At 70.9% G+C, this 22,578-nt stretch carries 19 protein-coding genes; 9 read left to right on the plus strand and 10 right to left on the minus strand.

Going from position 1 to position 22,578, the window contains the following annotated elements; translation table 11 throughout:
• Positions 1-156 precede the first annotated feature (156 nt).
• Both Q7W82_RS09095 and Q7W82_RS09100 read right to left on the minus strand, forming a co-directional pair.
• Entirely contained in the window at positions 157-2,337 is a 2,181-nt protein-coding gene (locus Q7W82_RS09095; RefSeq protein WP_242156548.1) for a TonB-dependent siderophore receptor, read from the minus strand.
• Positions 2,338-2,597: 260 nt separating this feature from the next.
• Positions 2,598-3,308, minus strand: a complete 711-nt coding sequence (locus tag Q7W82_RS09100; RefSeq protein WP_242156549.1) for a response regulator — start codon at positions 3,306-3,308, stop codon at positions 2,598-2,600.
• Between the two features lie 150 nt (positions 3,309-3,458).
• Here Q7W82_RS09100 and rlmD point away from each other — a divergent pair, with 150 nt between their 5' ends.
• From rlmD to Q7W82_RS09140, 8 genes are all read left to right on the plus strand, one after another.
• Positions 3,459-4,805 (plus strand): 23S rRNA (uracil(1939)-C(5))-methyltransferase RlmD, encoded by a 1,347-nt coding sequence (gene rlmD, locus Q7W82_RS09105; RefSeq protein ID WP_242156550.1) that lies wholly within the window; start codon positions 3,459-3,461, stop codon positions 4,803-4,805.
• A gap of 69 nt (positions 4,806-4,874) precedes the next feature.
• Positions 4,875-5,399, plus strand: a complete 525-nt coding sequence (locus tag Q7W82_RS09110) for a CYTH domain-containing protein (protein ID WP_242156552.1) — start codon at positions 4,875-4,877, stop codon at positions 5,397-5,399.
• A 117-nt stretch (positions 5,400-5,516) separates the two neighbouring features.
• Positions 5,517-6,191 carry a DsbA family oxidoreductase gene (locus Q7W82_RS09115; RefSeq protein ID WP_242156554.1) on the plus strand — a complete coding sequence of 225 codons (675 nt, stop codon included), beginning with the start codon at positions 5,517-5,519 and terminating at the stop codon, positions 6,189-6,191.
• Between the two features lie 370 nt (positions 6,192-6,561).
• Positions 6,562-7,569 (plus strand): beta-N-acetylhexosaminidase, encoded by a 1,008-nt coding sequence (gene nagZ / locus Q7W82_RS09120; RefSeq protein ID WP_242156556.1) that lies wholly within the window; start codon positions 6,562-6,564, stop codon positions 7,567-7,569.
• Positions 7,569-8,123 (plus strand): hypoxanthine-guanine phosphoribosyltransferase, encoded by a 555-nt coding sequence (locus Q7W82_RS09125; protein ID WP_242156558.1) that lies wholly within the window; start codon positions 7,569-7,571, stop codon positions 8,121-8,123. The genes nagZ and Q7W82_RS09125 overlap by 1 nt, the downstream gene beginning before the upstream one ends.
• 87 nt (positions 8,124-8,210) lie before the next feature.
• The gene (locus Q7W82_RS09130; RefSeq protein ID WP_184502614.1) at positions 8,211-8,963 is read left to right on the plus strand and encodes an S-methyl-5'-thioinosine phosphorylase; all 753 of its coding nucleotides are present in this window, start codon (positions 8,211-8,213) and stop codon (positions 8,961-8,963) included.
• An 88-nt stretch (positions 8,964-9,051) separates the two neighbouring features.
• Positions 9,052-9,258 (plus strand): cold-shock protein, encoded by a 207-nt coding sequence (locus tag Q7W82_RS09135; protein ID WP_003488188.1) that lies wholly within the window; start codon positions 9,052-9,054, stop codon positions 9,256-9,258.
• A gap of 98 nt (positions 9,259-9,356) precedes the next feature.
• Entirely contained in the window at positions 9,357-10,607 is a 1,251-nt protein-coding gene (locus Q7W82_RS09140; protein ID WP_242156560.1) for an NAD(P)/FAD-dependent oxidoreductase, read from the plus strand.
• 559 nt (positions 10,608-11,166) lie between these two features.
• On the opposite strand, the gene pdeM is transcribed toward Q7W82_RS09140, so the two are convergent.
• Genes pdeM through Q7W82_RS09160 form a run of 4 tightly spaced genes read right to left on the minus strand, consistent with a single transcriptional unit; the run spans position 11,167 to position 16,943 of the window.
• A complete protein-coding gene (gene pdeM, locus Q7W82_RS09145) occupies positions 11,167-11,817 on the minus strand; it encodes a ligase-associated DNA damage response endonuclease PdeM (RefSeq protein WP_242156562.1) in 651 nt (216 codons plus the stop codon).
• Positions 11,807-14,353: a ligase-associated DNA damage response DEXH box helicase gene (locus Q7W82_RS09150; protein ID WP_242156564.1), complete on the minus strand. Its 2,547-nt coding sequence runs from the start codon at positions 14,351-14,353 to the stop codon at positions 11,807-11,809. The genes pdeM and Q7W82_RS09150 overlap by 11 nt, the downstream gene beginning before the upstream one ends.
• Positions 14,350-15,942, minus strand: coding sequence for an ATP-dependent DNA ligase (locus tag Q7W82_RS09155; protein ID WP_242156566.1), 1,593 nt, complete (start codon positions 15,940-15,942; stop codon positions 14,350-14,352). The genes Q7W82_RS09150 and Q7W82_RS09155 overlap by 4 nt, the downstream gene beginning before the upstream one ends.
• A complete protein-coding gene (locus Q7W82_RS09160) occupies positions 15,939-16,943 on the minus strand; it encodes a ligase-associated DNA damage response exonuclease (protein WP_242156568.1) in 1,005 nt (334 codons plus the stop codon). Before Q7W82_RS09160 ends, Q7W82_RS09155 begins: the two co-directional genes overlap by 4 nt.
• Positions 16,944-17,054: 111 nt before the next feature.
• Here Q7W82_RS09160 and Q7W82_RS09165 point away from each other — a divergent pair, with 111 nt between their 5' ends.
• Positions 17,055-18,695 (plus strand): acyl-CoA dehydrogenase family protein, encoded by a 1,641-nt coding sequence (locus Q7W82_RS09165; protein WP_242156570.1) that lies wholly within the window; start codon positions 17,055-17,057, stop codon positions 18,693-18,695.
• A gap of 258 nt (positions 18,696-18,953) precedes the next feature.
• Here the strand turns inward: Q7W82_RS09165 and Q7W82_RS09170 are convergent, their stop codons facing one another.
• The 4 genes from Q7W82_RS09170 to Q7W82_RS09185 all read right to left on the minus strand — a co-directional run bounded on the left by Q7W82_RS09170 (position 18,954) and on the right by Q7W82_RS09185 (position 22,156).
• A complete protein-coding gene (locus tag Q7W82_RS09170) occupies positions 18,954-19,316 on the minus strand; it encodes a hypothetical protein (RefSeq protein ID WP_152181262.1) in 363 nt (120 codons plus the stop codon).
• Entirely contained in the window at positions 19,313-19,858 is a 546-nt protein-coding gene (locus Q7W82_RS09175) for a polymer-forming cytoskeletal protein (RefSeq protein WP_242156571.1), read from the minus strand. Before Q7W82_RS09175 ends, Q7W82_RS09170 begins: the two co-directional genes overlap by 4 nt.
• Before the next feature lie 104 nt (positions 19,859-19,962).
• The gene (locus Q7W82_RS09180; protein WP_242156572.1) at positions 19,963-21,672 is read right to left on the minus strand and encodes a diguanylate cyclase; all 1,710 of its coding nucleotides are present in this window, start codon (positions 21,670-21,672) and stop codon (positions 19,963-19,965) included.
• A gap of 130 nt (positions 21,673-21,802) precedes the next feature.
• Entirely contained in the window at positions 21,803-22,156 is a 354-nt protein-coding gene (locus tag Q7W82_RS09185) for a hypothetical protein (protein ID WP_160948353.1), read from the minus strand.
• Between the last annotated feature and the right edge of the window lie 422 nt (positions 22,157-22,578).

Here is a 22,578-nt window from a genome sequence, read left to right on the forward strand (position 1 = left end):
GCCGGGCGTTCCTGGCAATGCCCGGCGCAGCCAATCTCGCAGAAGGGAAGAAGAGCCGTTTCCGTAACGCCGCTTCATCGTGATCGGCGGCGTCCACGCGTGAGTGCCGCGCTGCTGTTGCGGCCGCGCGCAGCGACAGCCGCGGCAGGCAGCCGCTCAGCGCCAATCGATCCGCAGGCTCAGCGCGGCATTGCGCGCCTCGCCCAGCGTGTGCTGGTTCCAGTAGCTGCGATCGAACAGATTGTTGAGGTTGCCGGTCAACAGCGCGTCGTAGCCGCCCAGCGTGGTGGCGTACTGGAAGCCCACCGCGGCGACGGTGTGCCCGGGGATGAGCACGCGGTTCTGATCCTCGTAATACGCGTCGCCGGAGTAGCGCACGTTGCCGTGCAGGCTCAGGCCACGCACGCCCGGTACGCGCCAGGTGGCATTGGCCAGCAGTTGCCGGCGTGCGGCGCCGGCCGGGCGGTTGCCGCGCAGGGCCGCGTTGTCCGGCGACAGATCCTCCAGACGCGGGTCCATCCACAGCCCGCCGCCGCCCAGTTCCAGATCGTCGGTCACGCCGACGCTGCCGATCACTTCCAGTCCGCGATACAGGGTCAGGCCGTCCTGGGTCAGGTAGCGCTGGCCGTCGCGGTAGGCGTCGATCTGGGCGCCGCGTTCGATGCGGAACGCGGCGGTGGTCAGGGCGAAGCGCCCGCTCTGCAACTTGGCGCCCAACTCGTACTGCTTGCTCACCGTCGGTTGCAGCACGCTGCCGGCATTGGCGTAGGCGAGCACCGCATCGCTCCCCACGCGGCTGCCCGGTTCCAGTGCTTCCACGTAGCTGGCGTAGAGCGAGATGTCGTCGATGGGTTTGTAGATCAGCGCGACGGTCGGGGTCGTCACCGAGGTGCGGTAACCGCTGTCCACGGCCGCGTCGCCATCCAGATCGCGCTGCTGATAGTCCACGTGGCGCGCGCCGAGGATGGCCCGCCAGTGCTCGCCGAACTGCATGGTGTCGCTGACGAACACCGCCTTCTGGCGCAGGTCGGCGCTGACCGGCGCCAGGCTGTAGTCCGGGCGGCGGGTCGGGCGGTAGGTCTGCTGGCGGTAGAGGTTGCCGGTGAACTCCTGGCTCCAGGAGAACGCCTTGCTCCATTGATCCCATTGGCGCTGCACCGAGGCGCCGAACACCAGCGTGTGCGCGATCGGGCCGGTGTCTGCGTGGCCGGTGACCAGCAGTTGCGCTGCGCTGTTGCGCAGCACTCCGGCGAAGTCGTAGACCACGCCATCGTAGTCGCCGGCTTCATTGAGCAGGTTGCCGAACGTCTTGTGCGATTCGTGCCGGCGGCGGCTGCCGCCCAGGCTCAGCGCCGCGCTCCAGCGTTCGTCGATGCGCCAGGTCAGGCCGGTGGTCGCGTGCAGCAGGGCGGTCCTGTAATAGGCGCCGTCGACGCGGATCTTGGCGTAGTCGTTGGTCGGTCGCGGCAGGTGCGCGCCGTCGTAGCTGTCCCAGTAGAAGTACAGCGGTTCGTGCTCGAGCGTGTTGCGCTCGTGCACCACTTCCGCATGCCAGGTCAGGTTCTCGGCGATCGGTTGCTCGACCGCCAGCGCCAGCGTCTTCCGGTCGATGCCGGCGCCGTTGTAGGCATCGCCGCGTTCGATGCCGCCGTTGAGACGGTACCCGAAGGAGTCCGGCCCGTTGGCGCGCCCGCCGGCGTCGAGCTGGGCCGAGAATGCGCTGTCGTTGCGATAGCCGAAGGTGGTGGCCAGCAGCGCGGTGTCGGTGGGGCGCTTGGTCTGGTAGCTGACGATGCCGCCGGGCGTGCCGAAGCCGTACATGAAGCCGCCCAGGCCCTTCAGCGCCTGCACCGATTGCACCGCTTCCAGCGGGAACTCGCCGCCCCATTCCATCAGCATCGGCACGCCGTCTACGTAGAAATTGCGCACCTCGATGCCGCGGATCTGCGTACCCCACCAGTTGGTGCTGGCCGGCGGCTCGGCGGCGAACACCGACGGATCGTTGATGAAGATCTGCCCCAGCGTGGTGGCCTGGCGCCGCGCGATCTCGGGTTCTTCGACCAGCGCCACCGAGAACGGCGTGTCCAGCAGGCGGGACGTGCCCAGCGCGCCGACCGCCGCGTCCTGCTGCAGGTCCAGGCTGAGCCGCTGGCCCTTGACCATGACCGTGTCCAGTTGCGTGGCATCGGCCGGTGGCTGGGCATCGCGGGTGTCGTCGTCGGTGGCGGCGTCCTGGGCGTTGGCCGAGGTGGACGCGGCGGCCACGAGGGCGACCAGCAAGGCGCGGGCGAGCAGGCCCATCGCCGGCGCTTGCCGGTGGAGTGAAGTCTGAAACATGCGATGCCCCTGTTGCCGTAATGACCGGACGGGGCGATGGCTGGTCCGAAGATGTCGTCGGGGCGTTAATTTAGTTGATAAAGAATCTCATTTGCAACTTGGCCGTCACGAGCACCAGTGCAGTACGGGATCCGTGACGGGAGGTGGGGGACGAGAGTGGCCCAGGCCAGGATCGCAAGGCAGCGTCCGACGCGCCGGTCGCGGCCGACGCCGCCTCGCGCAGAAGATCGAACGCCATCCCCAATCCCCAATCCCGGCTCTCAGTGCAACAACGCCGCCACCGCCTCGCTGAACTGGTGGCGGGCCTGCGAGGAGGTCGGGTCGCCGTGCAACTGGCGCACGGCGCGCGCCAGGCGGGCGGCGCCGACGAAGCCGCAGCTGGCCTGCAGCCGGTGCAGGTGGCTGCGTACGGCCTGGTCGTCGCTGAGCTGCAGGGCCGAGGCGACCGCGTCGCGGGTGCCGGGCAGTTCGGCCAGGAACAATTCGCGCAGGGCGATCAGGTGCGCGCGCTCGCCATTGAGCGCAGCCAGCGCGGTGGTCTCGTCCCAGTCCAGGGTCGGCTCGGCGGTACCGGGTGCACCGCCGAGGCGGCCGCGCGCCAGTAGCCGGCGTACCGACTGCAGCAGTCGCTCGGTGCTGAGCGGCTTGAGCAGGACGTCGGCGAACCCGGCGTCGAGCAGCTGGGCGCGAAGCGTGGCGCTGGCGTCGGCGGTATGGGCCAGCCCCAGGGTGCCGGGGCGCTGCCGCTGCAACTCGTGCAGCAACTCGCTGCCGCTGCCGTCGGGCAGGTTGGCGTCGATCAGCCACAGGTCGTGCGCCTGCGTCTGCGCGCGGGCGAGGGCGCTGGCGACGGAGTCGGCCAGGTCCACGTGTGCCGGCAACGCCTGCAGGGTCGCGTCGAAGAAGGCGCGGCTGATCGGGTCGTCTTCGACGAGCAGCAGTCGCGTTACCGGGTCCTGGGTCGATGCCATGCTGAGCCTCCATGCGGCGTGGTCGCATCCCGCGCGGCGGCGCGCGTGCGTCGCGCCACTTTGCCTCGCCGGCGCGGCAATCGCAAGCCGGTCCCGGCCCGGTCCATCTGCGACAATGGCCGCCCTTTTCCGCCCGCAGCCTGTTGCCACGTGGCCCGATCCAGAAACCGTCTCGACCGCACGCCCTTCCAGACCGACATCGCCGACCTCAGCCACGATGGCCGCGGCGTGGCCCGCCGCGAGGGCGACAAGGTCGCCTTCGTCGCCGGCGCGCTGCCCGGCGAGACCGTCCTGGCCGAACCCACCGCGCGCAACCGCCACTTCGACGAGGCGCGCACCGTGCAGGTGCTGCAGGCCTCGCCGCAGCGGGTGACGCCGCGCTGCCCGCATTTCGGGGTCTGCGCCGGCTGCGTCCTGCAACACCTGGCCGAGGACCAGCAGATCGTCGCCAAGCAGCGGGTGCTGACCGAGAACCTGGAGCGCATCGGCCACGTGACCCCGCAGGCGGTGCTGCCGGCGCTGACCGGCGCGCCCTGGGGCTACCGGCGCAAGGGCCGTTTCTCGGTGCGGCGGGTGGAGAAGAAGGACAAGACCCTGGTCGGCTTCCGCGAGCAGGACCCGCGCTTCGTCGCCGACCTGTCGGTCTGCCATACGGTGATCCCGCAGATCGGCTTCAAGGTGAGCGCGCTGGCGGAGCTGGTCGAAAGCCTGGACGGCAAGCGCGACATCCCGCAGATCGAGTTCATCGCCGGCGACGCCGCGGTGGCGCTGACCTTCCGGCACATGCAGCCGCTGAGCGCGCGCGACCAGGACGCGCTGATCGCCTTCGCCCAGGAACACGATTTCGCCATCTTCCTGCAGCCCGGTGGCGTGGACAGCGTGCACCCGCTGTATCCGCAGGAGGTGCCGCTGTCGTTCCGGCTGCCGCAGTGGGACGTGGAACTGGCGTTCCGGCCGCTGGACTTCATCCAGGTCAATGCCGCGCTCAACGAGAAGATGATCGCGCACGCGCTGGCGCTGCTCGACGCGCAGCCTGGCGACCGGGTGCTGGACCTGTTCTGCGGCCTGGGCAACTTCACCCTGCCGCTGGCGCGCACCGTGCGCGAGGTGGTCGGCGTGGAAGGCGACGCCGGGCTGGTGGCACGCGCGCGGGAAAACGCGCAGCGCAACGGCCTGGACAACGCCCAGTTCTTCGCCGCCGACCTGACCCAGGACCAGCGCCAGGCGCCGTGGATGCGCCAGGGCTTCGACAAGCTGCTGCTGGACCCGCCGCGCTCCGGCGCGCTGGAAGTGCTGCAGCAACTGCCGCTGAAGCAGTTCCAGCGCATCGTCTACGTCAGCTGCCATCCCGGCTCGCTGGCGCGCGACGCCGGCTACCTGGTCAACGACCAGGGTTTCGTGCTCAAGGCCGCCGGCGCGATGGACATGTTCCCGCATACCGCGCATGTGGAGAGCATTGCGGTGTTTGAGAAGCCGGGAATGGGGAATCGGGAGTAGGGATTCGTCACGGCGGCTGCGCGCGCGGTTTAAGCTTTTTCCATTCTCCTTTCCCTATTCCCTATTCCCATGGCCATCGAAATCGAACGCAAATTCCTGGTGACCGGCGACGGTTGGCGCGCGGCGGCGCATGCGGTGATGCCGATGGCGCAGGGCTATCTCAACGACCAGGCGGCGCTGGCCAGCGGGGCGCAGAAGGCGTCGGTGCGGGTGCGGGTGCAGGGCGAGGAGGCGTTTCTCAACCTGAAGTCGCGCGAGCTCGGGCATACCCGCCAGGAGTTCGAGTATCCGATTCCGCCGGACGATGCGCGCGCGCTGCTGGCGCTGTGCGTGGGCGGGCTGATCGACAAGCGCCGGCATCTCGTGCAGCACCAGGGCCACCTCTGGGAAGTGGACGAGTTCCTCGGCGACAACGCCGGGCTGGTGGTCGCCGAGATCGAGCTGGACAGCGCCGACGAGACGTTCGCCAGGCCGGACTGGCTCGGCGCCGAAGTCACCGACGACCCGCGGTACTACAACGTGGCGCTGGCAAGCCGCCCATTCTGCGAGTGGCAGGGATTGGGGAGTGGGGATTCGGGATTGGTAAAAGCGTAAAGCCAAACGCCGCACGCGGCCCGCTTTTGCGAATCCCCAATCCCGAATCCCCGCTTCTCGCGGCAATCGGGCTTATGCTTTCGCCAATCCCGAATCTCCAATCCCGAATCCCCGCTCATGCGCATCGACATCTGGTCCGACGTGGTCTGCCCCTGGTGCTGGATCGGCAAGCGCCGGTTGCAGCACGGTCTCGCGTCGCTCGGCGCGGACGCGCCGGCGCTGGAGATCCACTGGCATCCGTATTTGCTGGATCCGGACGCCGGCACCGAGCCGGTGCCGCTGCGCGAGGCCTATGCGGCCAAGTTCGGCGGTGCGGCGCGTACCGAGCAGATCCTGGCGCAGACCCAGGCCACCGCACGCGCCGAAGGCCTGCCGTTCGACTTCGGCCGCGGCCAGGTGCGGGTGACCACGCTGCCGGCGCACCGGCTGCTGTGGCTGGCCGCGCGCGAGGGCGACGTCGATGCGGTCGCCGAGGCGTTGTTCCACGCGCACTTCGCCGAGGGCCGCAACCTGGCCGATGTGCAGACGCTGTGCGAGGCCGGCGCCGCGGGCGGGCTGTCGGCGGCGCGGGTGCAGGCGCTGCTGGAAGGCGACGAGGGCCTGGACGAGGTGCAGGCGGAACTGCAGCAGGCGCAGGCGATGGGGATCCGCGCGGTGCCCACCTACGTCATCGATGGCCGCCAGGCGCTGCAGGGCGCGCAGCCGCCGGAGGTGTTCGCCGCCACGGTGCGCGGCCTGCTGGCCGACGCCCAGGCGGGCCGCGAGTGCGGTCCGGACGGCTGCGAGGTCTAGAAAGGCGCGCGCGGCGCATCGAGTTCCGCGCCATGGGGCGCGTGCTGGGCAGCCATATGCGGCGAAAGACGGCGGGCCGCGGTGGTGCGCAGGGGGGCCTGCCGGTCCTGACGTCAGGTGGCCTGCGCGTCTCCCGCATCCCGCACCACTGCACCGGCCCATGACTGCTGGCAGGAGGATCCCCTGCGGTGGTACCGGCCATGCGGCCCGGCCCGGATTGCCCGGCGCCTCGCTGCGCACGCCACCGCTGCGCACGCAGTTCGTTACCGCCGCATGTCAGCTTGCGCGGCGCAACCTGCCGCCGACGCCGGCATCTGCGACAATGCCGGCCCACAGGCGCCTGAACCGCGCCGGCAGGAGAATCCCCCGCATGCTCGCGATCGGCGTTGCCGGTACCGAACTCACCGCGCAGGAGCGCGACTGGCTGCAGCACGATGCGGTGGCCGGCGTGGTCCTGTTCAAACGCAATTTCGCCTCGCGCGCGCAGGTGACCGAGCTGAGCGCGGCGATCCGCGCCGCCGCGCCGCGGCCGCTGCTGATCTGCGTGGACCAGGAGGGCGGCCGCGTGCAGCGCTTCCGCGAGGGCTACAGCGCGCTGCCGCCGCTGCACGGCTTCGGCGCGCTGTATGCGCGCGATACGGCCGCGGCGCTGCAGATGGCCGAGCAGCACGCCTGGCTGATGGCCAGCGAGATCCGCGCCAGCGGCGTCGACCTGAGCTTCGCCCCGGTGCTGGACCTGGCCCGCGGCAACCGCGCCATCGGCGACCGAGCCTTCAGCGACGACCCGCAGGTGGTCGCCGCCTTCGCCGAAGCCTATGTGCGCGGCATGCACAGCGTCGGCATGGGCGCCACCCTCAAGCACTTCCCTGGCCACGGCACCGTGCTGGAGGACACCCACGTCGACAACGCCGAAGACCCACGTCCGCTGGAGACCCTGCGCCAGGAAGACCTGGTGCCGTTCGCCGCCGGCATCGCCGCCGGCGCCGATGCGGTGATGATGGCGCACGTGGTCTATCCGCAGGTGGCGCCGGAGCCGGCCGGCTACTCGCCGCGCTGGATCCAGCAGATCCTGCGCCAGGACCTGGGCTTCCGCGGCGTGGTGTTCTCCGACGACATCGGCATGGCCGCCTCGTTCGCCGCCGGCGGTGTCGCTGCGCGGGTCACCGCGCACCTGGACGCCGGCTGCGACGTGGTCCTGGTCTGCCACCCGGAACTGGTCGAAGATTCCTTGCAGGCGGTGCGCGACCGCCCGCTCAACACTGCCGCGCTGCTCGGCCTGATCGGCCGCGGCGGCCTCGGCTGGGACGGCCTGCTGGCCGACGCCCGCTACGGCCACACCCAATCCCATCTGCTCTCCACCTTCGGAAAAACCGCCTGATGTCCACTCTCACCATCGCCCAGGCCCTGGCCCAGGCCGACCTGCTGGTCGATCGCACGCGCATCGACCAGGCCATTGCCCACATGGCCGACGCCATCGCTGCCGATTATCGCGGCGAAAACCCGGTCTATCTGACCATCATGCATGGCGCGCTGCCGTTCGCCGGCCAGCTGGCGCTGGAACTGGGCAGCCGCGGCCAGGACCTGCAACTGGATTATCTGCACGCCACCCGCTACCGCGGCGAGACCGTCGGCGGCGAACTGGTGTGGAAGCACCGCCCGGCCACCGCGCTGTACGGCCGCCGCGTGCTGCTGCTCGACGACATCCTCGACGAAGGCCTGACCCTGAAGGCGGTGCGCGAGTGGTGCCTGGAGCAGGGGGCCACCGACGTGCGCATCGCCGCGCTGACGGTCAAGCGCCACGACCGCTGCGTGCCCGGGGTGACCGCAGACTACATCGGTGTCGAGGTGCCCGACCGCTACGTGTTCGGCTTCGGCATGGACGTCAACGAAGCCCTGCGCAACCTGCCGGCGATCTATGCGATGAAGGAGTAAGTGGCAGGCGAGCCAGCCTCGCCGCTCCGCTGCCATTTCCCGCTGCCGGTGCGTGTCGCCGGCGCAGGCATTCCCTTCTGTTCGAGGATCCGCATGGACAACATCGCACTGGCCGTCATCGGCGGCACCGGCGTCTACAAGCTCGCGCAGCTCGACGACGTGCAGACCCACGAGGTGCAGACGCGCTACGGCGCGCCCTCCGGCCCGGTGCGGGTCGGCACGCTGCTCGGCCACCGCGTGGCCTTCCTGGCCCGCCATGGCGAAGGCCATTCGCTGCCGCCGCACAAGATCAACTACCGCGCCAACCTTGCTGCGCTGCAGCAGATCGGCGCCACCCGGGTGCTGGCGCTCAATACCGTCGGCGGCATCACCGAACGCTTCGGCCCGCGCGTGCTGGCCTGCCCGGACCAGTTGATCGACTACACCTGGGGGCGCATCTCCACCCTGTGCGAGGAGCCGGGCAGCGAGGTGCTGCACGTGGATTTCGGCCATCCGTACTCGCCGCTGCTGCGCAGCAAGATCCTGGCCGCCGCGCGCGTCACCGGCACCGCCCTGGTCGACGGCGGCTGCTATGCCGCCACCCAGGGGCCGCGCCTGGAGACGATCGCCGAGATCGCCCGGCTGCGCCGCGACGGCTGCGACCTGGTCGGCATGACCGGCATGCCCGAGGCCGGGCTGGCGCGCGAGCTGGGCCTGGACTACGCCTGCCTGGCGATCGTGGCGAACTGGGCGGCCGGCTGCGGCGACGCCGAGGAGATCACCCTGGCCGAGGTGCTGGCCAACGTGGAGGCGGCCTCGGTCGGCCTGCCGGAGCTGGTGGGGGAACTGGCGCGCGGGTGATTGTCTTCGTTGCGCAAGCTTTGCATACTCCGCCGGTGCGGCTGCCGCACAACCACCACCCATTCACTGCAAAAGGTCTCGCATCACCATGCCGAACGGTACCGTCAAGTGGTTCAACGACGCCAAGGGATTTGGTTTTATTTCTCCGGAAGACGGTAGCGCCGATGTGTTCGCGCACTTCTCCGCGATCAACTCCAAGGGCTTCCGCAGCCTGCAGGAAGGACAGCGCGTCAGCTACGACGTGACCCAGGGTCCGAAGGGCGCGCAGGCTTCGAATATCACGCCGGTCGAGTAAGCGCGCGCGTTGACTCGGTTGTGCCTTGAACCCCGCTTCGGCGGGGTTTTTTGTGGGAGACGCCGCCGCCGTGGCGGCGTCCGGACGCAGTGGACGCAATGAAGCAAGGACGGCACATCGGCATCGTCGGCTACGGCACGGCGGGCCAGACGCTGGCGCTGCTGCTGGCGCGCGACGGGCACCACGTGCAGGTGTTCGAGCGCGCGGCGCAGCCCGGGCCGGTGGGTGCCGGTTTCCTGCTGCAGCCGACCGGCCTGCAGGTGCTGTGGCGGATCGGCCTGCTCGAGCAGGCCTTGGCCTATGGTGCGCCGGTGCACCGCCTGTACGGCGAGACCCCGTGCGGGCGCGCGGTGATGGACATGCGCTATCGCGACCTGGACGCGCGCCTGTTCGGGTTGGGCCTGCAGCGCGGCGCCTTGTTCGCGCTGCTGGCGCAGGCCTGGGACGGCTACGCCACCTTGCAGCGCGATACGCACATCGTCGCCATCGATGACACGCTGCGCCGGGTGCAGGACCAGCATGGCCGCTGGCATGGGCCGTTCGACCTGGTGATCGCCTGCGACGGCTCGGCCTCGGCGTTGCGCGCGCAGGTGCAGGCGACCCGGCTGGATCGGGTGTATCCCTGGGGCGCGTTGTGGTGCCTGCTGCCGCGCGGCGACTGGGCCTTCGCCGACGAGCTGCGCCAGCGCTACGTGGCCGCGCGCAAGATGATCGGCCTGCTGCCGGTGGGCACGCGCCCGGGCGATCCCGAGCCGCGGGTGAGTTTCTTCTGGAGCCTGCCGACCGCCGACTTCGATGGTTGGCAGGCGCGCGGCATGCAGCCGTGGCTGGAGGAGATCGCGCAGCTGTGGCCGCAGGCGCGCGAACGCCTGGCGCAGATCGATGCGCCGGCGCAACTGGCGCGGGCCAGCTACCGCGACGCGGTGCAGCGGCATTGGTACCGCGGCCGCCTGGTCCTGGCCGGCGATGCCGCGCACGCGATGAGTCCGCAGTTGGGGCAGGGCGTCAACATGGCGCTGATGGATGCCTGGGCGCTGAGCGAGAGCCTGCGCACCGCCGCGGACATCGACGCGGCGCTGGCGCGTTACCAGGCGCAGCGCCAGGCGCACGTGGCCGTGTACCAGTTCTGGAGCCGCTGGCTGACCCCGCTGTTCCAGTCCGAGCGCGACCTGGCGGCGCGGCTGCGTGACGTGGGCATGCGTCCGGCCGGGCGCATGCCCGGCGGCCGCGGGCACATGCTGCGCGTGCTCAGCGGCACCCAGCACGGCTGGTTCGGCAAGCTGCCGCTGGCGCCGGAGTTTGTCGCGGCATTGCAGGAGGCGATGGCGCGTCGTGCGTCGCTGCCGTAGGCGGCGACATCGCGGGCGCGGTGGGACGCGAGCTTCGGTGCTTCGTCGCGGCGGCGCGTGCAGAGCGCAACGCAGCGAGCGCGGTCCGACGGCGATGGTGCCGTGGTGTCGTAGGAGCGGCTTCAGCCGCGACCGGACTTTCCTGATCAAGCCCGGTCGCGGCTGAAGCCGCTCCTACGACAGGTGGCAGGGCATCCGTGGTTCCGCGGTTGTTCTGTGTTTGCACTTGCAACACTGTCGTGCCGCGACTCGCCAATCCTGTGTAGGAGGGGCTTCAGCCCCGATGTCCATCAGTTGGTCGCGTCGGGACTGAAGTCCCTCCCACAACAGGGCAGGGCACTGTTGCTTCGGTCGCGGTCATGGGCCACCTGGTGCGATACCGAAGGGTCTTGCGGCAAGCGTTGCCACACACTCGCGCAGCGCAGTGCGATTGCACTGTGGGAGGGGCTTCAGCCCCGACGCCTTGTTGGTGGACGCGTCGGGACTGACGTCCCTCCCACAAGCTGATGTGTCCCTTGTGGTGTCTGCCAACGATCGACCAGACGCAACCGCGCCCGACCTATGCCGCCGCCACCGGCAGGGCGAAGGCCGCGCCCTCCACGCAGGCCACCAGGCGCTCGCCCGGCGCCAGCACCGGGGCGACACCGGCAGTGAAGTGCGAGAACGCCGGCAGCACGGTCATGCCGTCGCGCAGCCAGAATGCCGGCCAGCGCGGGCGCATGCCGGGCAGCTTGGCCAGCGGGTGCAGGTGCCCGCACAGCACGTGGCGCTGCGCGTCCGTGACCGGATCGTGGCGCAGCACGAACGGGCCGTCCTCCACCTGAGCGCCGAGCAGGGCGATGTCCAGCCCGGCGCCGGCCAGGGCGCGGTCGTGGTTGCCGGCGATCGCCGCTACCCGCAGTTGCGGATGCTGCGCGCGCCACGCATGCCACTGCCGTTGCCAGTCGGCATCGGCTGCGGCGCCGTGCAGCACGTCGCCGAGGATCCACAGTTCCACCGCGTCCTGCGCCTGCAGCAAGGCCGACAGCCGCGCCAGGTCGAGCGCGGTGCCGCCGCGCGGCAGGCCGATGCCGGCGCGGCGAAAGATATCGGCCTTGCCAAGGTGCAGGTCGGCGATCAACAGCCGCCGCCGCGCCGGCCAGTACAGCGCGCGGTCGCCGAGCAGGCGCATCGGCTCACCGGCCAGCAGCCAGTCCAGTTCAGCGCGCATGGCGTTGCTCCAGTTGCGCCGCCGCGCGCATCACCCGCGCCTTCCAGTCCTCGGTGCTGAGCTGGCCGCGGATGCTTTCGGCCCAGAGCGGGAACGCCAGTGGCGTGAGGCTGCGCGGGTTGTGCAGGGCCAGCTCGCGCGCGGCGCAATCGTCCAGGGTGGCGGCGAGCCGGGTCAGTTCCATCTGACCCTGCAGCACCTCGCGCTCGGCCTGCGCCAGGAGCAGGTGTTCGGGATCGAAGCGGCTCAGCACGTCGTACAGCAGGCCGCTGGAGGCCTGCAACTGGCGCAGGCTGCGCGGCAGGCGGCCGGGCAGGCTGGGCGGCAGCAGGCCGGCGACGCGGGCGATCTCGCGGAACTGGCGCCGCGCCAGTTCGCCCAGGTTGAGGCTCTCGCGCAGATCCTCGAACAACTGCGCCGGACTCAACAGCTCGCGCAGCAGCGCCGCGTCGATCGGCGCATCTTCCGCCGGCGACAGCACGAAGCCGTAGTCGTTGGCGGCAAAGCTGAAGGTATTGCGCTGCCGTCGGCCCCAGCGCAGCGCCAGCAGCGCGGCCAGGCCTTCATGCACCTGGCGACCGGCGAACGGATACACGAACAGGTGCTGGCCGTCGCGGGCGCGTACGCGCTCGGCCAGCAGCCGCTGCGGCGCCGGCAGAGCCGACAGCGCGCGCTGCAAGCCGAGTAGCGGCGCCAGCGCGCGCAGTTCGGCCTCGCCACGTGGATCGGCGAACACCGCCTCCACCTCGCGGCCCAGTTCCGAGGACAGCGGCATGCGCCCGCCCATCCACTTCGGCACGCTGCCGTCGCCGCCCTTGGCCAGGCGCACGTAGGCGGTCATGTCCTCCAGCCGCACCAGTTCCAGCAGGCGCCCGGCGAACTGGAAGCGGTCGCCGCGGCGCAGGCGGCCGACGAACTGCTCCTCTACCGCGCCGAGCCGGCCGCCGCGCAGGAAGCGCACCGCGACGCTGCCGTCGCTGGTGATGGTGCCGATCGACAGGCGATGGCGCAGGGCGATGCGGCGGTCGTGCACGCGGTACAGGCCGTCTTCGTCCCGCACCACCTTGCGGTAGTCGGGGTACTGCGCCAGCGCGCGTCCGCCCTGCACCACGAACTCCAGCACGGCCTGCCAGGTCGGCGCATCCAGCGTGGCGAAGGCGGCGGTGCTCCGCACTTCGGCGTACAGCGCCTCGGCCGCGAAGCCGCCGCCCAGCGCGCAGGTGATGCAGTGCTGGGCCAGCACGTCCAGCGACAGCCGTGGCGAGGGCCGCGATTCGATGCGGCCATGGGCGATGGCGCGGCGCGCCGCGGCGTACTCGACCAGTTCCAGCGCGTGCGAGGGCACGCACAGCACGTGGCCGGCCTCGCCGGGGCGATGCTTGGCGCGGCCGGCGCGCTGCAGCAGTCGCGCCACGCCCTTGGGGCTGCCGACCTGCAGCACCTGGTCGACGGCGGGGAAGTCCACGCCCAGGTCCAGGCTCGAGGTCGCCACCACGCAGCGCAGGCTGCCGTCGCGCAGGCCTTGCTCGGCGGCACTGCGCAGTGCGGGATCCAGCGAGCCGTGGTGCAGCGCCAGCGTGTGCGCCTCCTCCGGCCATACCGAGGTCAGCGCCTGGTGCCACAGCTCGGCCTGCGCGCGGGTGTTGGTGAACAGCAGGCTGGTGCGCACCGCGAAGAGTTTTTCGAGCACCCGCGGCAACTGCGCCAGGCCCAGGTGCCCGGCCCAGGGGAAGCGCTCGCCGACCGCCGGCGCCAGCGTCTCCAGGGTCAGCGTGCGCGGCTTGACCCCGGCCACGATCGGCGCCTGCGGCAGGTGCGGCAGCAGCACGTCGCGCGCTTCGTCCAGGTTGCCGAGCGTGGCCGACAGGCCCCAGGTGCGCAGCGCCGGCGCCCAGCCGCGCAGCCGCGCCAGGCACAGCTGCAGCAACACGCCGCGCTTGTTGCCGAGCAGTTCGTGCCACTCGTCGACGATCACGCAGCGCAGCGTCGCCAGTTGCGGCGCGGTATCCGGATAGGACAGCAGCAGCGCCAGCGATTCGGGGGTGGTCACCAGCACGTCGAGCTTGCCGCTGCGTGCCAGGCGCTTGTCGCGCGCGCTGGCATCGCCGGTGCGCAGGCCGATCTGCCAGTCCAGCCCCAGCGCCTGCGCCGGGTCGCGCAACGCGCGCACGGTGTCGGCGGCGAGCGCGCGCAACGGGGTGATCCACAGCACCTTGAGGTCGCGCTGCGCCTGCCGGCGCGTGCGCGGCGGCGAGGCGGTCTTGGCAGTCGCGCTGGCGCCATTGCCACGGGCGGGCTTCTTTTTGGCGGCGGCCGCCTGCGCCGCGGCCTGCGCACGCAAGCCCTCCAGCAACGGGCCGCCGAATGCGGCCAAGGTCTTGCCGCTGCCGGTGGGCGTGTGCAGCAGCCCCGAGCCGCCGTCCAGGTAATGTCCCCACACCGCGCGCTGGAACGGCAGCGGTTGCCAGCCCTGCTGCGCGAACCAGGCGTACAGCGGCGCATCGGCCGGGCGCCGGCGCGCCGCCGCTGCGCTCATCGCGCCAGCGCCTGCAGGGTGGTCAAGCGGTCGGCCTCGGCGAACGGCTTGTCGTGGCGCCAGCGCAGGATGCGCGGGAAGCGCACGGCGATCCCGGACTTGTGCCGGCTGCTGCGATTCACCGCCTCGAAACCGAGCTCGAACACGTGATACGGCGTCACCGCGCGCACCGGTCCGAAACGCTCGGTGGTATGCGCACGGATCCAGCGGTCCAGCGCCAGGATCTCGCTGTCGTCCAGGCCGGAGTACGCTTTGGCCACCGGCACCAGTTGCTCGCCATCCCACAGGCCGAAGGTGTAGTCGGTGTACAGCGTGCTGCGCCGGCCATGGCCGGCCTGCGCGTACAGCAGCACCGCATCGATGGTCAGCGGCGCCACCTTCCATTTCCACCAGTCGCCACGGCGGCGGCCGGACTGGTAGGGCGACGTCGCACGCTTGAGCATCAAGCCTTCCACGCCGCGCGTGCGCGATGCCTCGCGCAGCGTCGCCGCCTGCTCCCACGTTGCGGCGTGCACCTGCGGCGACAGCGTCAGCCGCGGGTCGGCGTGCGCTTCCAGCAAGGCCTGCAGTTGCGCGCGCCGTTGCTGCAGCGGCTGCTCGCGCAGGTCGTGGCCGTCCAGTTCGAGCAGGTCGTAGGCGAGCACGCGCGCCGGCGTGTCGGCCAGGGTCTTGGCGCCGGGCTTGCGGCGCTGGATGCGGGTCTGCAGGGCGGTGAACGGTAGCGGCGCGTCCTCGCCCGCGCGCCACGCCAGCAGTTCGCCGTCGATCACCGCATCGCGTGGCAGCGTCGCCGCGGCGGCTTCGATTTCCGGGAAGCGCCCGTCCAGGCGTTCCTCGCCGCGCGACCACAGCGCCACCTCGCCGTCGCGGCGGATCAGTTGCAGGCGGATGCCGTCCCACTTCCATTCCAGCAGCCAGTCGTCGATGGCGCCAAGCGTGTCGGCCTCGGCTTCCAGCGGCGAAGCGAGGAAGAACGGGTAGGGCTGCTGGCGGTCGCTGGCCAGCACCTCTTCGGACAGCAACTGCTCCAGTGCCTGCGGCGTCGGCGACCAGGCGCCGAGCATGCGCTGGGCGATGCGGGCGATGTCGATCCCGGACATCGCCGCCAGCGCCTGCTGCACCAGCCGCTGCGATACGCCCACGCGCAGCGCGCCGGTGAGCAACTTGTTGAACAGCAGGCGCTCGTCGAAGGCCAGGCTGCGCCAGCCGGCCACCACCGCGGCGCGGCGTGCGGCATCGTCCTGTGCGGCCACCGGCAGCAGGCGCTCCTCGATCCAGTCGCGCAGCGGCGCCGGGTCCGGGGTTTCCGCCGGATCGTCGAGCAGCAGGGTCAGGGTCTCGGCCAGATCGCCGACGTGGTCGTAGCTGTCGTCCACCAGCCAGCCGGGCAGGCCGCTTTCCTGCGCGATCCACTCGCGCAATTCGCGGGTGTTGGCGATACGCCGCAGTTTGCCGCCGCTGAGCAGCCAGATTGCCCAGGCCGCGTCGGCGGGCGGCGCCTGCTCGAAATACGCCACCAGCGCGGCGCGCTTGTCCAGCGTCGCGGTGCTCTGGTCCAGTTGCCGGTACAGGGCGGCGAAGCGCTTCATTCCTCGCCACCGTAATCGGTGCGGAACGCTTCGGCGGCGATGCCGCGTTCGTTGAGCGCGCGGATGATCGCGTCGGTGTTGCCGTGCGTCGCAATCACGCGACGCGCGCCGGTCTCGTCGATGGTGCGCAGCAGGTCGGGCCAGTCGGCATGGTCGGAGACCACGAAACCGCGGTCGTAGTTGCGCCGGCGGCGGTTGCCGCGCAACCGCATCCAGCCCGAGGCGAAGCCGAGCTGCGCGTGGCGGAAGCGACGCAGCCACGGGCTGCCGGCGGCCGACGGCGGCGCCAGCACCAACTGCCCGGCGTAGTCGGCGCGCTTGTCCAGTTCGGACACCGTCAGCGTCTCCAGCATCGCCACGCCGGCCTCGCGATACACCGCCACGCCGGCCGCCACCGCACCGTGCAGCAATGCCGGCTGGTCGTCCCACGGCTGCAGTTCGGCGAGCACGCGCTGCGCCTTGCCCAGGGCGTAGCAGAACAGCACCGCGGCCTCGCCGCGCGCACCGCACTCGCGCCGCCAGGCGACGATCTCGCGCGCCACCGCGCTGGTGTCCGGCCACCGGTACACCGGCAGGGCGAAGGTGGCCTCGGTGATGAAGGTGTCGCAGCGCACCACCTCGAACGGCGCGCAGGTCGGATCGGGCTGGCGCTTGTAGTCGCCCGAGGCGACCCAGACCTCGCCATCCACTTCGATGCGTACCTGCGCCGAGCCGAGCACATGCCCGGCCGGATGCAGCGACACTTGCGCGCGGCCGAGCGTGAAGCGGGTGCCGTAGTCGTAGGCGCGATAGGCCTGCTCGCCCAGCCGCCAGCGCAGGATCGGCAGGCCTGCGGCGGCGCAGTGGTATTCGCCCATGCCCGAGCGCGCGTGGTCGCCGTGGCCGTGGGTGATGACCGCGCGCGGCACCGGCCGCCAGGGATCGATATGGAAGTCGCCAGCGGGGCAGTACAGCCCTTCCGGGCGCAGCACCACCAGGTCCTGGGAAGCGGCATTCGGCATGGGCGCCACTGTGTCCAAGCCGGTGTGCAGGAGATGAGAATCCGCCACGCGGGTTCGCGGCCGCGCGACGGATCGGCCACAATGCGTGCAGCGCTTCTGGGAGGGAGATGCATGCACACGGACCTGCCGGCCTACGCCACGCATACGGTCGACAACCAGCCGCCGCCGTTCGAACCGCGCGATCTGTGGACCGACGACGCGGTGCTGCGCGAGGCCATCGCACGCGAGGGGGCCGACGGCTTCGCCGCGGCGCTGGCGCACTACGGTGCGCTCGCCGGCGAGACGCTGTATCGGCTCGGTTTCGACGCCAACCGCGACCGCCCGCGGTTGCGCACGCACGATCGCTACGGCCACCGCATCGACACGGTCGAGTTCCATCCGGCCTATCACCAGTTGCTGGACGCGGCCAAGCGCCATGGCGTGGCCGGACTGTCCTGGCACGCCCCGCAGCCGGGCGCGCATGTGGCGCGCGCCGCGCTGAGCTACCTGCACCACCAGGCTGAGGCCGGCACCAGTTGCCCGCTGACCATGACCCACGCCGCAGTGGCGGTATTGCGCCAGGACCCGGCCTTGCGCGAGTGGGCCGACAAGGCCGCCGCGCCGCACTACGACCCGCGCGACGTGCCGATCGCCGACAAGGCCGGCATCACCCTGGGCATGGGCATGACCGAGAAGCAGGGCGGCTCGGACGTGCGCAGCAACGCCACCGTCGCCACGCCGCTGGACGGCGCCGGCGCGTACACCCTAGTCGGGCACAAGTGGTTCTTTTCCGCACCGATGTCCGACGGCTTCCTGGTGCTGGCGCAGGCGCCGGGCGGCCTGACCTGCTTCCTGCTGCCGCGGCGCCTGCCCGATGGCCGGCTCAACGCGCTGCGGCTGATGCGGCTGAAGGACAAGCTGGGCGACTGGTCCAACGCGTCCAGCGAAGTGGAGTTCGCCGGTGCCTGGGCGCAGCGCGTCGGCGAGGAAGGGCGTGGGGTGGCGCGGATCATCGGCATGGTGATGCTGACCCGGCTCGACTGCATGCTTGCCGCCGCCGCGCAGATGCGCATGGCATTAGCGCAGGCGCTGCACCACGCGCGGCATCGCATTGCCTTCGGCAAGCGTCTGGTCGAGCAACCGCTGATGCGCAACGTGCTGGCCGATCTGGCCCTGGAATCGGAAGCCGCCACCGCGTTCGCGCTGCGGGTGGCGCGCGCGGTGGACGCGGCCGATACCGATGCCGCCGAGGCTGCATTCGCACGCATCGCCACCGCGCTGGGCAAGTACTGGCTGTGCAAGCGTGCGCCGGCCTTCGTCAACGAGGCGCAGGAATGCCTGGGCGGCGCCGGCTACGTCGAGGAATCGATCCTGCCGCGGCTGTACCGACAGGCGCCGCTGAATTCGATCTGGGAGGGCAGCGGCAACATCCAGTGCCTGGACGTGCTGCGCGCGCTGGCGCGCGAACCGGCCACCGGTGCCGCGGTGCTGGCGGAACTGCAGACGGCGGCCGGCATCGACCCGGTCTACGACGCAGCGCTGGACGCACTGCGCGCGCCGTTGGCCGGCAACACCGAGGTGGACGCGTTCAGCGCACGGCACCTGGCCGAACGCCTTGCGCTGGTCGTGCAGGCCGCGCTCCTGCTGCGCAGCGCCAGTCCTGCCGCCACTGCATTCGTGCACAGCCGTCTGGCCGGTGCGCATGGATTGGCGTTCGGCACGCTGCAGCCGGGTGCGCCGGTGGAAGAACTGCTGGCGCGCGCCTTGCCGTAGGCGTACGGCGTGGTGGCCCATCGGGCCCTCGCCAAGCGGAAAGCATTTCCTTCTCCCTCCGGGAGAAGGTGCCCCGAAGGGGCGGATGAAGGTGCGACAGCCAGCGTAGCCAGGCAGCAAGTGCAACCTCACCGGCGGCGCGCGGCCGTACCCTCACCCCAACCCCTCTCCCGATGGGAGAGGGGCTAGGCTCTTGCGAATCCCGAATCCCGAATCCCGAATCCCGAATCCCGAATCCCCAATCCCACGCCACAGGCGCTAGTGCCTCCCGCGCTTGCCCCCACGCACTGGCGTCGCCTCGACCGACAGCGTGAAGCTGCGCTCCTCGCCGTCGAGCATGGCGCCGACGCCGACCAGTTGGCGCTTGATCTCCTCGCCGCGGCCGTTGCGGATGCTGACCAGCACGGTGTATTCCCAGGCGCTGCCGTCGGCCGGGTGGCGGATGCTGCCCTCCACCCGCAGCGGTACCAGCGCCGACGGCGCCGATTGCTGCAGCACCGCCGAATCGAAGCGCAGATGATGCTTGCACGCCGGGCAGACGCTGGCGCTTTCGAGGATGGTGGCCTTGCAATGCGGGCAGGTCCGGGTCGCCCCCGGACTGCCGGGACGCGGGCTGCTCATGCGCCGGCGTCGGACTCCGCGGGCTTGCCGCCCTTGCGGGCGTGCTTGTCGTCGTCCCAGCCGAAGTCGGCCTGGCCGCGCATGCGCGAGCCGGCGGCCACGGTCAGCGAGCCGGCCTTGACGTCGCCGATCAGCGCGCCGGAGGCAAGCAGTTCCACCCGCGACGCCGATTCGATGTTGCCCTCCAGCTCGCCCGCGATGACGACCTTGTCGGCACGCACGCCGCCGCTGAGCTTGGCGCCGGTCTCGATGGTGAGATCGCCCTGCACGTTGACGTCGCCCTTGAACTTGCCGGCGATGCGGATATGGCCGGTGCCCTCGATCTTGCCTTCGATGCTGATGTCGGCGGCGATCAGCGATTCCTTCGCGGCCGGGGCCGGCGCGGGGGCGCGGACGGCGGGTGCGGCGGCCGCGACCGCGGCGAGCGGTTCGCCTGGGGCGGCATCGCCCGGCGGACGCGGCTCCGGCGGCGCTGCGCCGTTGCCGGGAACGGGCGGCAGGCCATCCTTGCGCGCGGGACCCTGGTCTTTCCAGATGGACATGGGCTGTCGTCTCCAGTCGGGGGAAGCGCGACTATCGCCGCTCTACCGCGTCGATTTTGTGACGCTTTCTTCAGAACGACGGGCCGGCCGTGGCCGCCGGCGGTTCAGCCCATGCCGTCCAGCGTGGAATCGTAGGCTTGCACCTGGTTGCGGCCGCAGCGCTTGGCCCGGTACAGCGCCGCGTCGGCCTTGCGCAGCAGGGTCGTGGCGACCACGCCATCGCGCGGGTAGCTGGCCACGCCGATCGACATGGTCACCGCCGGCAGCGCCTTGCCGTCCACGCTGGCGCTCAGTTGCTGAGCCGCGCTGCGGATCTGTTCGGCGATCGCCTGCGCCTGTTCCGGGCCGGTCTCCGGCAGAATCACCGTGAACTCCTCGCCGCCATAGCGGCAGGCGATGTCCTCGCCGCGCAACCGTGTCGACAGCATCTGCCCGACCGCGGCGAGCAGGCTGTCGCCGCCACCGTGGCCATGCAGGTCGTTGAACTGCTTGAAGTGGTCCACGTCCAGCATCAGCAGCGACAGCGGCATCTGCCGGCGCCCGCAGCGGGCAAGTTCGTGGTTGAGCGATTCTTCCAGGTAGCGGCGGTTGAACAGGCCGGTGAGCGGGTCGCGGATCGACTGCAGGCGCAGCGACTCGCGCAGGCGCAGGTTGCTCAACGCCAGCGACAGCTGCTCGGCGGCCGCCTCGGCGATGGCGATGCGCGGCAATGGCCCCGCGCTGCGCCCGGCCAGGTACACGAACCCCAGTTGCGTGCCCTGCGCCGACAGCGGAATGCAGGCGGTGCTGGCGCCGACGGCGGACGGATCCTCGCGCAGGTGCGCGCAGGCCGAGTCGTGGCCCTGCGCGTGCACGAAGTGGCTCTTGTCGCGGCGCAAGGCCCAGCAGTCCTGCGGCGCCACGGCCGGCTCGCTGCCGACCGGCGGCTCGCCCCAACTGACGATCTCCTCGGCGCGGTCGCGCGAGGCGCGCAGCAGGTAGACGCTGCCGCCGGTGTCGGGCATCAGCGCGGCGAGCAGGCGTGCGGTCACCGTCAGCGCCTCGGCCGGCTCCACGCAACTCTGCAGCAGGCCGGTGTAGCGGCTGAGCGCGTTCAGATCCGCACTGGTGCGCTCCAGCTCGCGGATGCTCGCCTCCATCTTCTCGTTGGCCACCGAGGCGGCCTGCTCGGCGTTGCTGCGGTTGCGCAGTTCGCGGAACAGCAGCGCGTAGACCACGCCGACGCTGCCCAGGCCGAACGGGATGCCGGCCAGGGCCAGCGCCAGCAGCATATCCGCGCTGCGCTGGTTGGACAGGTCGCGACGCTGCAGCAATTGCTGCTCCATGTCGATCATCTGTTGCACCTGGTCGCGGATTGCGCTGGAACTCTGGTACACGTTCGGCGCCATCGCCCGCTGCAACGCTTCCAGTCCGTCACGCTGGTACACCGCGAGCATCTGTCGCATCTGCGCCAGGCGCGTGTTCACCAGTTGCTCCAGCGTCCGCACGTTGGCGACCTGCACCGGATTGTCGGAGACCAGCTTGCGCAGTTGCGCCAGTTGCCGCGGCACGCGCTCGGCACTGTCGTAATAGAGCGTCAGGTAGGCCTGGTTGTTGGTCAGCTCGTAGCCGCGCAACGAAGACTCGGTCATCAGCAAGGTGGCTTGCACCTCGTCGATATTGCGCAGGACTTCGTGGGTGTGGGCGACGCGCTCGGCGTCGGAGATGGCGCGCTGCGCGCCGGTGAAGACACCGAAGCCGATCAGCACGAAGACCGCGGCGGAGAACAGGAGGGCTAGGCGGGTCCTGGCCCGCACACGAAGAAGGATCGGCATCGCAAAAGTCTACTGTGACGGCGCAAATGCCTTGGACCGGCGTCACAAAAAAAAGACCTGCCGAACCGCTGCGTCGCGCGGCATGCCGCGCCGCAGGGCCGCTCCCGCACAGGGCGGGAGCGGCAGTGACTCAATGGCGCTCGCGATCGCCGTTGTGCGGGTCTTCGTTGGCGTTCTCGCGGGCCTTGTCGGCGACCTTCTGCGCGGCATTCGCGGTGGCCTCGCTGGCGTCGGCCGCCATTTCCTTGGCCGCGGCCGAGGCGTCCTGCACGGCCTCGGAGTTGGCGGCACGGTGCGCGGCGTCGCGAGCATCGGCGGCCACCTCGCGACCGGTCTGGGCGACCTGGCCCGCGGCTTCCTTGGCGGCCTCGCCGGTCTGCTCAGCGGCGACCTTGGCGTCGCGCTGCGCCTGCTGCGATTCCGGACCCTGGCAGCCGGCCAGTGCGAGGGCGCCCAGCAGGGCCACGATCGGGGTCTTGTTCATGCGGCTTCTCCGTCCACGGGTGGGTGACGCGGCGCAGCCTAGGCGGGCGCGCATGCAGCCTGCGTCAAGGCGGGGCCGTGGAATGGGGCAGTGTTCAGGAAGGCCAACGCCCTGGAGGGGAGGGAGTGCCGGTGGCGAAAGCCTGGGACTGCAGCGCGCAGGTGCGCGAGCGGGCGTCCGTCATCCGTGGGATCGGATCGTCGCGCTCGGTGCGTTCGCCTGTGCGTGGCGCATGGGGGCGATGCACATCCGGGCGCCTTGCACGCGTCTGGGCCGCGCAGGTCGCACGGGTTGTCCCTGCGGCGTCGTCCCGGCGATGCGCGAAGGACTGCATGCGGCGAGCGCGGTGCGCAGCGATGGCGGGGCATCCTGCGGGTGGCGCGCTCGCGACATGACGTGGCGACGGGCGATTGCCGTGTCGC

The organism is Xanthomonas indica (assembly GCF_040529045.1).
Taxonomy (GTDB): domain Bacteria; phylum Pseudomonadota; class Gammaproteobacteria; order Xanthomonadales; family Xanthomonadaceae; genus Xanthomonas_A; species Xanthomonas_A indica.